Below are 12,574 nucleotides of genomic sequence, written 5' to 3' on the forward strand. Positions count from 1 at the left end.
CAAACGCCATCAGCAGGCCGGTGGCCGGGTCCTGCTCGGGGAAGTACAGGCGGCTGAAGACGCCAGTGGCGGCGAGCAAACCGAAGATGTAGTAGTCGTACCACTCGATGGTGGTGCCGATGAAGCTTGCAGCCGGAACGCGCCAGGGCGCCTTCGCCTTGGCTTTGGTGTTGGAGATCGTCATTGGTCTTCTCTTTCGGATGGAAACAACGGCAGCGTCAGCGCTACCAGTCGAGGGCTATGTACTTGGTTTCGGTGAAGTCCAGCAGGCCCTGGTGGGCACCTTCGCGGCCGAGGCCGCTCTGCTTCACGCCGCCGAACGGTGCTGCGGGGTCGGACACGAGTCCCCGGTTGAGGGCCACCATGCCGCTTTCGATGCGTTCGGAAACTCTGAGTCCGCGGCGCAGGTCCTCGGTGAACACGTAGGCTGCGAGGCCGTACTCGGAGTCGTTGGCGGCGGCGATGACTTCCTCTTCGGTGTCGAACGGGATCACCGAGGCCACCGGTCCGAAGATTTCCTCACTCACCATGCGGGCCTGCAGCGGCACGTTGGTGACGACCGTGGGCGGGTAGTAGTACCCGGCGCCGTCGATGGCCTTGCCGCCGGCGAGGAGCCGGGCGCCCTGGCTKACGGCGTCGCGGACCAGGGAGTCGACCTTGCGGACGCTGGCCTCGTCCACCAGCGGACCGACCTCGGTGCTGGCGTCGGTTCCCGGGCCCACGCGCATGGCGCCCATCCGCTCAGCCAGCCGGCGGGCGAACTCGTCGTGGATGCCGCGCTGGACGTAGATCCGGTTGGCGGCCGTGCAGGCCTGGCCGCCGTTGCGCATCTTGGCGATCATGGCGCCGTCGAGGGCCAAATCGAGGTCCGCGTCATCGAAGACCAGGAACGGGGCGTTGCCGCCGAGTTCCATCGAGCACTTGAGCACGTTGTCGGCCGCCTGGCGCAGCAGGTGGCGTCCGACGCCGGTGGAACCGGTGAAGGACAGCTTGCGGACGCGGGGGTCGGCAAGGATCGGGGTCATAACGTCGCTGGTCTTGCTGGTGGTGATGATGTTGACCACGCCGGCCGGGACGCCGGCGTCGATCATCAGCTGGGCGATCGCCAGGGTGGTCAGCGGCGTGAGGGTGGCGGGCTTCAGCACGGCGGTGCAGCCGGCGGCCAGCGCCGGTGCCAGCTTCCGGGTGGCCATGGCCGCCGGGAAGTTCCAGGGGGTGATCAGCACGCAGACGCCGATGGGCATGTGCTGGACCAGGATCCGGTTGGCGCCCGACGGCGAGACGGACACATCGCCGATGATCCGGACCGCTTCCTCGGCGTACCAGCGGAAGAACTCGGCGGCGTACGCCACTTCTCCGCGGGCGTCGGCCAGGGCCTTGCCGTTTTCGAGGGAGATGAGGTGGGCGATCTGCTCGCTGCGCTCGGTCATCAGGTCGAAGCAGCGGCGCAGGATCTCGGCGCGGCGGCGCGGGGGCGTCGCGGCCCACTCGGGGAGGGCTGCTGCTGCGGCGTCGACGGCGGCGAGGCCGTCCTCGACGTCGGCGTCGGCGATGTCGGTGATAACCGAAGCGTCGGAGGGGTTGATTACCTCGACGGTGTCACTGCCGGTGGCATCCTGCCAGTTTCCGGCGATCAGCAGCCGGCGCGGTACCGTCAGGCCGTCGACGTCGAGCGGCTCAGTAGTTGAAAGGAGAGTCATCAGTGGTCCTTAGTGCTGGTCAGCGGATGGTGCGGTCGCCGGCGTAGGCGGCGTGCACGATGGAGGTTACGGCGTCGAGGTCGAGCGGCACGGGGTTATTGTCGATGAGCCGCTTGGAGTTCAGCGACAGCTGGGCGATCTGGGCGAGGTCTCTTTCCTGCACGCCAAGGTCCTGCAGGGTCGGGGGCAGCTCGATGGCGGCAATGACCTCATCGATTGCCTCGACGCCTGCGACGGCGGCGGCGCGCTCGTCGAGCCCGCGGATGTCGCGTCCCAGGGCTTCCGCGATCTGCGCCAGCTGCGGCTGGATCGCCTGGAAGTTGTGGCGGACGACGTAGGGGAGCAGGAGGCCGACGCCCACGCCGTGCGGGGTGTGGGTCAAGGCACCGACCGGGTACTGGATGGCGTGCGCCGCGGCGGTTCCGGCGTTGCTGAGGACCACGCCGCCGTAGAGTGCCGCGAGCATCATGCCGGCGCGGGCCTCGGTGTTTTCCGGGTCCTTGTAGGCGGTGACCAGGCTGCGGCCCACCAGCCCGATGCCGTTCAGGGCAATCGAGTCGGTCAGGATGTTCTTGCCGACGAAGACGCRTTCCGTGGCCAGGGTGGCGGTGGGTTCGCGGGTGATGGCGGTGAAGGACTCGACCAGGTGCACGAAGGTATCAGCACCGGTGGCGGCCGTCAGGGACGGCGGGCAGGAGTAGGTGAGCTCGGGATCGCACACCGCGGCGAACGGGATGATGTGGGGGCTCGAGATGCCCATCTTCATGCCCAGGTCAGGATCGGAGACGACGGCGATGGCGGTCGCTTCGGAACCGGTGCCCGCGGTGGTGGGCAGCGCGATGACCGGCTTGACGGGGCCGGGAACGGCGAACTCCCCGTAGTAGTCGCTGGGCTTGCCGCCGTGGGTGAGCAGCACGGAGACGACCTTCGCCATGTCCATACAGCTGCCGCCGCCGAAACCGATGATGACGTCGATCTCCTGGCCCTTGAGTTCCTCGACGCAGGCCACGATCCCGGGAGCCGGGAGTTCGGCCTGGGTGTCGCCGTAGACCCGGACGGTCAGGTTCTTGTCCTCGAGGCTGCGGACCAAGGCCGAAAGGTCCTCTGAGGCAGCCAGCCGCGGATCGGTGCAGACCAGGACGTTGGTCCCGAATTCCGCTGCGATGTTGGCGACAGCGAAGCGCTGCTGGGCGCCGACGACGACGCTCCGCGGCAGGCGGAGGACGCCGAAAGTTGCGGGACGGATACCCGCTGCATGCGCACACGACATTGTGAATAACTCCTAGAGATGGGATGCGCGGCTTCCAGAAAGGTGCCGCAGATCTCAGCATTCCAGAGCTACGTGACACTCACCATGTGATTTCCTGCCACATATCGCCCCTGTGCATGTGGGCCCGTGCCATGAGCTGGGCAGCCGGAGAGCGTTTCTGCTGGTCAGGAACCTGACGAGCTGACGCCGGCTGTCTTCATCCGCCACAAGCGCAGCGCCACTTGGACGTCGAGGGAACGGCTTCCCCGGCGCCAGRAGGCACCGATCAGGGCGTCGATCCTGTCCAGCCGTTGCCGGAGGGTATTGGGGTGGATGTGCAGGGCATCAGCCGATTCCTGGGTGGCGCCGCCGTTGTTGTGGAACGTCCATGCGGTGAGGACCAACTGGGTCGCACGGCGCTCGTCGTAGTCCAGGAGCGGACCGAGCTGTGCCGTCAGCAGCTGACCGGCAAACGGGCTGTCCATCGCTCCGAGCAGCATTCCGGCGGTACCCAGTGCGGCTCTGTCCGCGGCCTCGCCGTCGCGCGAGAGGGCCTGCAAGGCGCGGAGGACATCGTGGGCTTCAGTGTGCGCGGCGGACAGTCGGGCAAAGCCGGTGACTGGTTCGGACGTCCCGACGGTGGCGGTAATGCGGCGCTGTTGCAGTTCGTCGACGACGGACTGGCCGGGACGGCCGGCGCCGCCTGCTTCATCGGGGCGGTTGTCGTGCCGTTCCACGGGTTCGATGATGCACAAGTGTGATTCGTGCAGGGCGATGATTCCCGGCGCGCCCTCGGACCGGTGCCTGAGTATGGAGAGTGCCCGCTGGCGCTGGTCGTCGGGGACCCCCACCACGCGCACCACGAGCTGGAGGTGGTTTGCCAGTCCGAACTGCCCCGCCCTGCGGGCCAGTGCCGCGGCGTTTTCGGCGCGGGGGCTGAGCAGGTCATCGATGAGTTCGAGCTGCAGCCGGTATTGGGCGTCCTGGAAGGTGCGTTCCAGCAGCAGGGACACACTGAGCACCAGGGCGCTGCGTTCCAGGACCGCGAGCCGCGCCGGGCTGAGTTCCTCTGCGACGATGAGGGAGGCGAGGTGCTGGTCGCCCGCGACCGCGGACATGACCGTGTACTTCTTGTCCTTGATTGCAAAGTGCGCGGCCGCGCTTTTGGCCGCAGACTCCTCGGCGGCGCTCAAGGCCGCGAGGCCCCCGAAGTCTGCGTCCGCTGCGAGCTCCGCCAGCGGCTCGCCCATGGGGGAGACCAGAAAGACAGGAGTGCCCAGGGACTCGGCCAGCAGGTTCAGCAGGTAGGGGAGGCTGCCGGTTGAGGCCAGGGTTTCCATGAGCCGGCGGTCCAGTGTGGAGAGCTCCTCCAGGGCCCGTACGTGGGCCAGGTTCTGCTGCTGTGCCTGGTCCAGCCGGGTGAGGGCGCTGACCATTTCGCTAAAGTGGCGGGCGTTCTCCAGCGCGACGGCGGCATGGGTGCCGATGGATTCCATGAGGGCAACGTCGTCGCTGCTGAACTGGTGTGGATGCCTGTCGGCGACCAGGAGCGCGCCGATGACTTTCCCTTCCGCGCGGAGGGGGACACCCATGATGGCCCGGACGCCCTCGGCTGCCACGGCGGCGTCGCTGGACTCCAGATGCGACTTAGTTTCGTCCGACGGGTAGTCGGCGCTCTGGGCAGGTGCCTCGCCGGTTGCGACGGCGCCGAGCACGCCTTCGCCCAGGGGCATGCGGATGTTGCGGAAGAGAGCTGTGGTGGCGCCGTCGGTCACCCGGACGTAGGACTCGCCGGTGTCGTAGTCGTTCAGGCTGAGATAGGCGACGTCGCTGCCGATCAGTGACCGGGTGCGCCGGACGATGGCCTTGAGCACTGCCTCCACATCACGGATCCCGGTCAGGTCGGTGGCCGTATCGTAGAGGACGCGCAGCAGGCCCTCCCGGCGGCTCGCCTCCCACAACCGGGCGTTTAGGCTGCGTGCCGCCGCCGCAGTGGACTGGTCAATGGTGCCGGCTTGCAGCCACGAGGACAGCGTGGTCTCGAGGTCGGCGGCGGAAACACTATGGTCCAGCATCGCCATGAGTTGGCCTGCGTCCTTGGTGCTGGCGGACGGCCCTCCACCGGTGGAAACGGCGGAACTGTCATTGGGACGCATGGACCTAATGCTAGTAGGTGGGGTGCCAGGCCGGGGCGCCGTGCGCGGTGGCCCCTGCAGCCCGCATCGGTTTGGGGCCAAGCACAGGACAGGCCAGGCAATGTCCGCCTGGCCTGTCCCATGCAATTACACCCTTATGCGGGCAGCTCCAGCTCCCAGTCCTTGACGTCCGCGACCGGAGCGAACAGGCCGCCGTCGAGCTCGTCGAAGGCCTGGTTGTTCCGGACGCGGTGCGGCCAGTCCCGGGTGGCCAAGGCGGCCTTGCCCAGCGCGACGACGTCGGCGGCGCCGTCCTGGAGCAGGGACACGGCCGTTTCCGGGTCGTCGAGGTTGCCGTTGGCGATGACGGTAACTCCGGAGTGCCGCTTGGCCAGAGTTGCCAGGGACTCCGGGCCGTCCTCGAAGGCCGGAGCGGCAGCCTTGTATTCGGTGGTGTGGATGAAGTCGACGCCGGTGGCCCCAAGGGCGGCAAAGATGACCTTTGCTTCCTCCGCGCCGCCGCTCCACCGGTGGTCGTTGTCGCTGACCTTGCCCTGGGAGATCCGGATCCCCACGGTCATTTCCGGGCCAACGGCCTCGCGGACCGCCTGGCAGATCTCCGCGGCGAACCGCACCCTGTTTTCGGGGGAGCCGCCGTAGTTGTCGGTCCTCTTGTTCAGGTAGTCGGTGAGGAACTGGTCGAGGAGGTAGCCGTTGGCGCCGTGRATCTCSACGCCGTCGAATCCCGCGTCCTTGGCGTGCAGCGCCGCGGTGACGAACCCTTGCCGGACCTCGTTCATTTGGGCAGCGGTGATTTCCGAGGGAACCGGGAAGGGCCCTTCTCCACGGTAGAACGCCAGCTGCTCACCCTTGGGGGCAATCGCCGACGGACCCACCGAGGACTCCACGAATCGGTTGCCTTGGGCCTGTGCCCCGGCATGCATGAGCTGGGCGAAAATCCGCGCGCCGGCGGCATGGACGCGTTCGACTACCTTGACCCAGGATTGTGCCTGTTCCTTGGTGGCAATGCCCGGCTGGAACAGGTAGCCCTGGCTGTAGCTGGTGTCCGGATAGATGCCCTCGGTGATCAGCAGGCCGAAGCCTCCCCGGGCAAACCTCTCGTAGTAGGAGGCCATTCTCTCCGTTGCATGTCCGTCCTCGCTCGCACTGACTCGCGTCATGGGCGCCAAAGCGACTCGGTTGGCCAGTGTGGCGGATCCGATCTGAACAGCAGACCAGAGCGGGGTGAAATCGGGCATGGATAGCTCCTTCAAGTTTGTCTAACTGGAGGGACGCCAGTCCGCATAAGACTTGCTCCCGTCGGTGCCAACGACACAAGGCCGGGGGATATTTCTTGCATGTCGTCTCGCTGGCAGCCCGCTCTGGTCGGCCGTCCCACATCAACGTGAGCCTCCCCACCTTATCCTGAGTAACTCACAATAAGCCTGTAAAGTTAGATGCAGGACGCCGTAGCCCTTGAGTACCGCACCGGTGAAGACACCCGGGCCAGCGGGGCACGCGCCGCAAACGCGCAACCGCCCTCCTGCTTGAGCGGCACAAGAACCTGTATGTCCCTCATCTCGGAACCCCACGGAGAACTCATGACTTTACTGACCGAACGCCCCGCAACCTCCTCATCCACCACCCAGGCCACCCTCCGGGCCGCTGCCGGCCCCAGTGTCGCTGACACCGCAGTGCGAGGCRGCAGCTACGTGACCCTCCCCGCCGGCAGTATCTTCTCCGGCGTCGAGGGCAGCTATGTCACCGTCGCTGGCGCTCGTAACCTGGCACCCGTCAGGCGTGGCAGCTATGTCACCGTTGACGGCACTCCCGTTGTTGTTGACGCCCGCGCCATCGAGGGCAGCTACGTAACGCTGCCGACGGCGGCCTAGGGTCAAGCCCCCTACGGGGATAGCGTCACCGCCGGGCATAAGCCGGGCATAAAAGGAGGCCGACGGCGGCACTGAATGTCGTCGTCGGCCTCCTTGTTCGCGCCATCGGAGGGACCACCGGCGCGCTATCGGCTAGGCGCTGCGGCAACGATTGATTGGCCAAAGCCCAAATGAGGCACTTGCTCGAGGAGTTTGAACGCGCCGCGATCCGGCAAGCCAGGATCCATGAATACAATCACCAGAGATGCAGGCCGGCACCGCCAGCTCCGGACTATCAGCCGCGTTCACACCTCCCAGGTCTGGAGGCGGAGCTCGCCGGCGAGTACGCCACGCGTGACATTGCGAAGGCCGTCAGTGCCCGTCACACGATTGCTCGCAAGTACGTCATGAGGCTCCGCCGGCGGCATCCGGACGCAACGCCCGCTGAGGTCATCCAAATGCTGGAGCGTCACTACGCAACCTCGATCACCACTGCGGGCGCCCTCATCAGCGCCGGTGCGATCGCGGCTGATATTGGCATCGCGATGATTCCAGGAGTCGGGGCTGCAGCAGCGGGCATGAAGAGTGCGGAACAACAGGCCGCCAAGAAGATTGGCAAGGAAGCCGTCAAACTTCCTGCACACCGTGCGGTCCGACATCCTCGTGGTGGTCGACGAGGCCTACGTGGAGTACGCCGAAGCCGACAGCGGCCCCGATTCCCTGGCGCTCTACCGCCAGTACCGGAACGTCTGCATCCTGCACACCTTCTCGAAGGCCTACGGGCTCGCCCGCCTGCGCGTGGGCTACGCCGTCGCGGCACCGGCCATCGCCGAGGGACTGCGCCGCACCGCTCTGCCCTTTCGGTGAGCRCGCTGGCCCAGAAGGCGGCCATCGCGTCGCTGGATGCCAACGACGAGATGGAAGCACGCGTGGCAGCCGTCAAGCCGGAGCGCGCCCGGATGGCCGCGCAGCTGGAAGCACAGGGCTGGAAGCTGCAGCCAAGCCAGGGCAATTTCCTGTGGATCCGGGCCGATGACACCCTCCGGGAGGCGCTGGTGGAGGCGTTCGACCGCGCCGACATCCTGGTGCGCGGGTAGCAGGGCGACGGCGTGCGCATCACCGTGGCCGACCCCGCCGCCAACGACCGCGTGCTCCGGCTCCTGGAAGCCCACGCAGGCTGACACCTGACTTACCCCAACCCCTAACTCCGTTCCGCCTACAACCAGAGGAATCCCCATGTAACAACAGACAAAGACGTCTGCCCGCGCGCTCGGCGCGGCCCTAAAACCCCGGCAGCTCACCACGATGGGCCTGGGCAGCGCGATCGGCGCGGGCCTGTTCATCGGCTCCGGCGCCGGCATCCAGGCCGCCGGCCCGGCAGTGCTGATCTCCTACCTCGTCGCCGGCACCCTGATCATCCTGGTGATGTGGGCACTCGGCGAAATGGCCGCCGCCAACCCGGACATCGGCGCCTTCTCCGTCTATACCGCAAGGCCTATGGGCCGGTGGTCGGCGCCACCGTCGGCTGGCTGTGGTGGATCCAGCTGGTGGGCTTCGCCCTGCCCTTCGGCTGGCTGCCGGGCGTGCAGTCGCCGGGCCTGGGCAACTTCATGGGGGAGGGCTTCGCGCCCAGCGGCTTCGCCGGGATCGCGACGGCGCTGTTCGTGGTGGCCTTCGCGGTCGGCGGCACCGAGATTGTGTCCGTTGCTGCCGCCGGGACGGCCGAGCCTGCCCGCAGCGTGAAGAAGGCAGTCCGGACGGTGCTGTGGCGCATCCTGGTCTTCTACATCGGCGCCATCTTCATTATCGCGGCCGTGGTCCCGGTGGGATCGGACGGGCTGAAGAGCCCGTTCGCCGCGGTGCTGGACGCCGCCGGCATGCCCGGTGCCGCCACCGCGATCACCCTGGTGGCCGTCGCCGCGCTGCTCTCGGCGCTGAACGCCAACCTCTACGGCGCGTCGCGGATGGCGTACTCCCTCGCAGAGCGCGGCGAAGCCCCGCGCGTGCTGGCCTCGGTGTCCAAGGCCCGGGTCCCGGTGGTCGCCGTCCTGGCCAGCGTCGCCTTCGGCATCGTCACGGTAGTGCTGGAGCTGGCCTCTCGGAAATGGTCCTGCCCGTCCTGCTCAACATCGTGGGCTCGACCTGCCTGCTGGTGTGGACCTCCGCCCTCCTGGCCCAGCTGGCATTGCGCCTCCGCGCCGACCGAGCGGGCACCGAGCTTCCGCTGCGGATGCCCGGCTTCCCGGCGCTCACGGTGTTTGGCCTGGTCATCCTCGCGGCGATCTTCACGGTGGGTTTCATCGGCGAGGATTCCCGTCCGCAGCTCCTGAGCACCTTCACCTTTGTGGCGCTGCTGGCGGTGGCGAACTGGATGAATCAGCGGAACCGGAAGGCTGCGCCGGTTAGGGAGTCCCCGGAGCGTGCCAAGGAGCCGGCGCTGATCGACTGAGTTGGTGGCTGCTGACCTGCCTCGGGTTCGGCGCACGGGAGGGCGCGTCCGGTTCGGCCGGGCGCGCCCTTCGTATTCATGTCGGGCGAGCCAACCGTGCGTGCGCTCTAGGTGTTGGGCCGCGAAATTTGTAGTTGCCCCCTTCGCAGTTAGGCCTGGGAAGCCTTGGGCAGATTCCACACTTCTTCGTATTTGTCGGCCACAAGGGGCCAAACATCGCGAATCCCGTCCCTGACCGTGCTGACACTAATGGCCATGGGCGGGAAGACAACAAAATCATGTTGAATTATTCGACCGGCCCTGTCATGCCTGCCAGAAGGATCTGGGAAACGCAATGCCACCATCTCGCCGATTTGGCGACAAACTTCCGGTTCGCCCTCAACGCCCGAGAAGGCTTTGTCGTATTCCACGAGCGGATCCGGAAATCCTCCATCATGAAGAAATCGGAAACCCCACATCCGGCCCCGGGTAGCCCAGATGAGCTTCATCTACGGCTCCTTAGGAGAGTCTCCGCCTCTTCGCCTTTTACTAAGTCCATCCTAAAGCCCGTCAAGGTGGCCGTTATAAAGTCGCGTTTGGCCACTGCCTGCGCATTGATGTCTTTGAGCTTGTCTTCAGCCATATTCGCCGCTTCTTGCACTACGTCTGGGCCGACGAAGTCAAGCAGCAGCCCTAGCGGGCCGGACATGCGGGCCTTGCCGAGGAGGCTGGCAGCAAGAGAGCCTGCGCCGCGAAGCAGATTCTCCACAAGTTTTCCCGGGAGATGCATCGCTTCGGCCCACCGGGCATGACGCTCGAACGGAAGTACGGCGGCCAAAGGGAGGACAAGGTCCAGGCCAACGCGCTCGGCCACTTCAATCTTGTCGGTGTCGAACTTCGCTGACGAGAACAGCACAAAGTCCTCGCCCACGGATAGTGCGTTGCTGGCCTCCACAAACCCAGCTATCACCTTGCGAAGCTCGTCTATGTCGTCGGACGCTTTCTCGATTAGAAGATCCCGGAACTTGAACACGTTAAGGTCAGACAAAAGATCTGACTTTGACAGCGCGAATATCCAGATACGTGGAAAGTTGACCAGAGGCTTCCCATCTTCGAGCAGGTCATCTTTCAGCGTCAGCAGCCCATTTCGGAAGTTGCCGAACAAGGACTTTAAGTAACGTTCCTCCTCTCCGGCATTGTCGAGTAACCGCTGACCGTCCACCAGCAGCAGGGCTACATCTGAACCCAACAACGCTTTGAATGTGTCGATTCGCCGCTGTGCCTCCTCGGGACCGCTAACATCCTCCTCGAACCACTCTCCCGGGTAGTCATGCCAGACCAAACGCAGGGCGTCGAACGGTCTGGCAGTTAGCCCGTTACCATCAGAGCCTTCCTTGAATTTGAGTGAGAATGAATACGACGTAGCAGCGAAACGGTCGGACGGTGGCAACCGGGCTGAATTTCTCATGCCCAAGTAATTCCTATGGAGTCTGTTGCCTTGACCAATATCGCCCGGTAGGACATGAAACAGACTCTTCTGCAGGTACTGGGGCTCCTGAGTGGCCCCGTAAAACGAGGAGAGCATGACTGTTTTTCCGCTTCCGCTCTCGCCAAACACTGCGATGTGCTGCTCGAGGGCTCTGTTCAGTTCCATACGAGGAGCTTACTGGGAGCCAGGGTCAGCATCCTGCAACAGCGATGAGACCGGGGCACCTCTTCAAGCCTCCACGCTGCCGAACATACTGGCATCAAGGCGGCCAACAGGCCAACGAGGTCCTGATGGCTGCCAGCTGCTGTTCAGCGCTTCCTGCCGGAAATCTGACACACGTTGAGCGGGCAGGAAAGACTGTGCTGCCGCCCGTGACGCCCGCTCTCAGTAAGTTCAGGATTTGTGCCCATTGTTCTGAGGCTGTGGGCGCGCACGAGTCAACCAGCAGTCGAACTGCCTGTTTCTGACGCTTGGGAGGAGAGCCCATGAGGAAACTGCGTTCGGGTACATGGTTGCTGCCGGCCGCAGCGGCTGGAGATGCTGACGCCGGAGGTGTTGACCGGTGCGTCAGGAAAACAGAGTAGCCTCCGGCGGGTTAGGATCACGCATGTGACGAATTTGGGCGAGAAGGTGAACAGAGGGAACAGTCTTTACGGACGCAGTGGAGATGAATGGGAAGAGATGCGGGATGCCGCGGAGAGCTTTCTAGGGACAGTGGCCGAAAAAGCTGGCATGACGGACTACAGCTCTTTGAACCGCGCAATCTCGGAGCGAACGGGACTGAGACCCTTCGATTATGGGCTGGCGTCGGACCGCGCGGCAATTGGCCGGATGCTCGGTGAAATCTCTGTTAGGACTAATGCGGAACACGGCGTTATGCTCTCGGCGCTCGTTACGCACAGGGGCTCAAACGATGAGGGCGCCGGTTTTTACAAGCTAGCTGCCGAGCTCGGAAAGATGCCGAGGAAACCAACGCAGGATGAGAAACTGCAGGCCTTAGTAAGTCTGACTAGAGAGGTTCACTCGCGTTACGCTCGCCGCGCTTAGGTGTCACGCGGCTCTGGTCCCACATCATCGATGATGATCGAAGTAGACGATGGCGTTGTAGCTTTCGCAGTTTTCTTAAAGGAAATCCCCAACGACGGGCCAGCTGCTGCCGACGTTGTACCTATTAAGACTTGCGTAGGATGTGCGATACAAGAGCAGTGAATTCGGAAGGTGCAAATAATGGAATCTCACCCCAGAAGCCCGCGGGATCTTTTCGAGGGTCGGCGACACTACGAGATTCCCGCGTTCCAACGCCCATATGTTTGGGACGAGGAGAACCAGTGGGCGCCGCTGTGGAACGATGTAGTCCGCGTTGCTGAAAGCCACCTTTCTGATGGTGGCAAGTCTCCCATTCCCAATCACTTCCTGGGCGCGGTGGTTTACGAATCGAAAAAAGCATCTTCCGGCGATGTGACGCGACACCTCGTCATTGATGGCCAACAGCGCATGACGACGCTCCAGCTCTTACTCGATGCCGTGCATCAAGTCGTCTCGGAACGCGGACATGAGGAAGAATCGGAGAAGCTTGAAGAGCTGATACTGAATAAGGCGTCAACCTTTAGAGGCCGCGTGGAGCGATTCAAGCTCTGGCCGTCGCAAGCGGATCGTTCCGCGTTCGCCCATGCCATGGATCCAGAGGAGCCGAGGGTAGAGG

General features: G+C 64.6%; 9 protein-coding genes and 3 pseudogenes. 5 read left to right on the forward strand and 7 right to left on the reverse strand.

The features are described 5' to 3' along the window. The 5 genes and pseudogenes from AC1DHD_RS07835 to AC1DHD_RS07855 all read right to left on the reverse strand — a co-directional run. Positions 1 to 184, reverse strand: a pseudogene (locus AC1DHD_RS07835) (MFS transporter); the annotation flags it as partial. A gap of 40 nt (positions 185 to 224) precedes the next feature. Next, on the reverse strand, positions 225 to 1,700 hold the full coding sequence (locus AC1DHD_RS07840) for an NAD-dependent succinate-semialdehyde dehydrogenase (RefSeq protein WP_476879169.1): 1,476 nt from the start codon (positions 1,698 to 1,700) through the stop codon (positions 225 to 227). 19 nt (positions 1,701 to 1,719) lie between these two features. After that, on the reverse strand, positions 1,720 to 2,970 hold the full coding sequence (locus AC1DHD_RS07845; protein WP_476879170.1) for an iron-containing alcohol dehydrogenase: 1,251 nt from the start codon (positions 2,968 to 2,970) through the stop codon (positions 1,720 to 1,722). Positions 2,971 to 3,134: 164 nt separating this feature from the next. Continuing rightward, positions 3,135 to 5,105: a helix-turn-helix domain-containing protein gene (locus tag AC1DHD_RS07850; RefSeq protein WP_476879171.1), complete on the reverse strand. Its 1,971-nt coding sequence runs from the start codon at positions 5,103 to 5,105 to the stop codon at positions 3,135 to 3,137. Positions 5,106 to 5,239: 134 nt separating this feature from the next. Then, positions 5,240 to 6,343 (reverse strand): oxidoreductase, encoded by a 1,104-nt coding sequence (locus AC1DHD_RS07855; protein WP_476879172.1) that lies wholly within the window; start codon positions 6,341 to 6,343, stop codon positions 5,240 to 5,242. 342 nt (positions 6,344 to 6,685) lie between these two features. On the opposite strand from AC1DHD_RS07855, the gene AC1DHD_RS07860 reads away from it, so the two are divergent. The 3 genes and pseudogenes from AC1DHD_RS07860 to AC1DHD_RS07870 all read left to right on the forward strand — a co-directional run bounded on the left by AC1DHD_RS07860 (position 6,686) and on the right by AC1DHD_RS07870 (position 9,404). Continuing rightward, positions 6,686 to 6,976 (forward strand): hypothetical protein, encoded by a 291-nt coding sequence (locus AC1DHD_RS07860; RefSeq protein ID WP_476879173.1) that lies wholly within the window; start codon positions 6,686 to 6,688, stop codon positions 6,974 to 6,976. A gap of 663 nt (positions 6,977 to 7,639) precedes the next feature. After that, positions 7,640 to 8,052, forward strand: a pseudogene (locus tag AC1DHD_RS07865) (aminotransferase class I/II-fold pyridoxal phosphate-dependent enzyme). 208 nt (positions 8,053 to 8,260) lie between these two features. Continuing rightward, positions 8,261 to 9,404: pseudogene (locus AC1DHD_RS07870) on the forward strand (amino acid permease). 149 nt (positions 9,405 to 9,553) lie between these two features. Here the strand turns inward: AC1DHD_RS07870 and AC1DHD_RS07875 are convergent. Together AC1DHD_RS07875 and AC1DHD_RS07880 are read right to left on the reverse strand one after the other, a co-directional pair. After that, entirely contained in the window at positions 9,554 to 9,892 is a 339-nt protein-coding gene (locus tag AC1DHD_RS07875; RefSeq protein WP_476879174.1) for a hypothetical protein, read from the reverse strand. Further along, positions 9,889 to 11,037, reverse strand: a complete 1,149-nt coding sequence (locus tag AC1DHD_RS07880) for an ATP/GTP-binding protein (RefSeq protein WP_476879175.1) — start codon at positions 11,035 to 11,037, stop codon at positions 9,889 to 9,891. Before AC1DHD_RS07880 ends, AC1DHD_RS07875 begins: the two co-directional genes overlap by 4 nt. Before the next feature lie 444 nt (positions 11,038 to 11,481). Here AC1DHD_RS07880 and AC1DHD_RS07885 point away from each other — a divergent pair, with 444 nt between their 5' ends. Together AC1DHD_RS07885 and AC1DHD_RS07890 are read left to right on the forward strand one after the other, a co-directional pair. Next, the gene (locus AC1DHD_RS07885; RefSeq protein WP_476879176.1) at positions 11,482 to 11,919 is read left to right on the forward strand and encodes a hypothetical protein; all 438 of its coding nucleotides are present in this window, start codon (positions 11,482 to 11,484) and stop codon (positions 11,917 to 11,919) included. A 180-nt stretch (positions 11,920 to 12,099) separates the two neighbouring features. Next, a partial coding sequence (locus AC1DHD_RS07890; RefSeq protein WP_476879177.1) for a DUF262 domain-containing protein occupies positions 12,100 to 12,574 on the forward strand: 475 nt, incomplete at its 3' end.

It is taken from the genome of Arthrobacter sp. 05L45_2 (genome assembly GCF_056397525.1).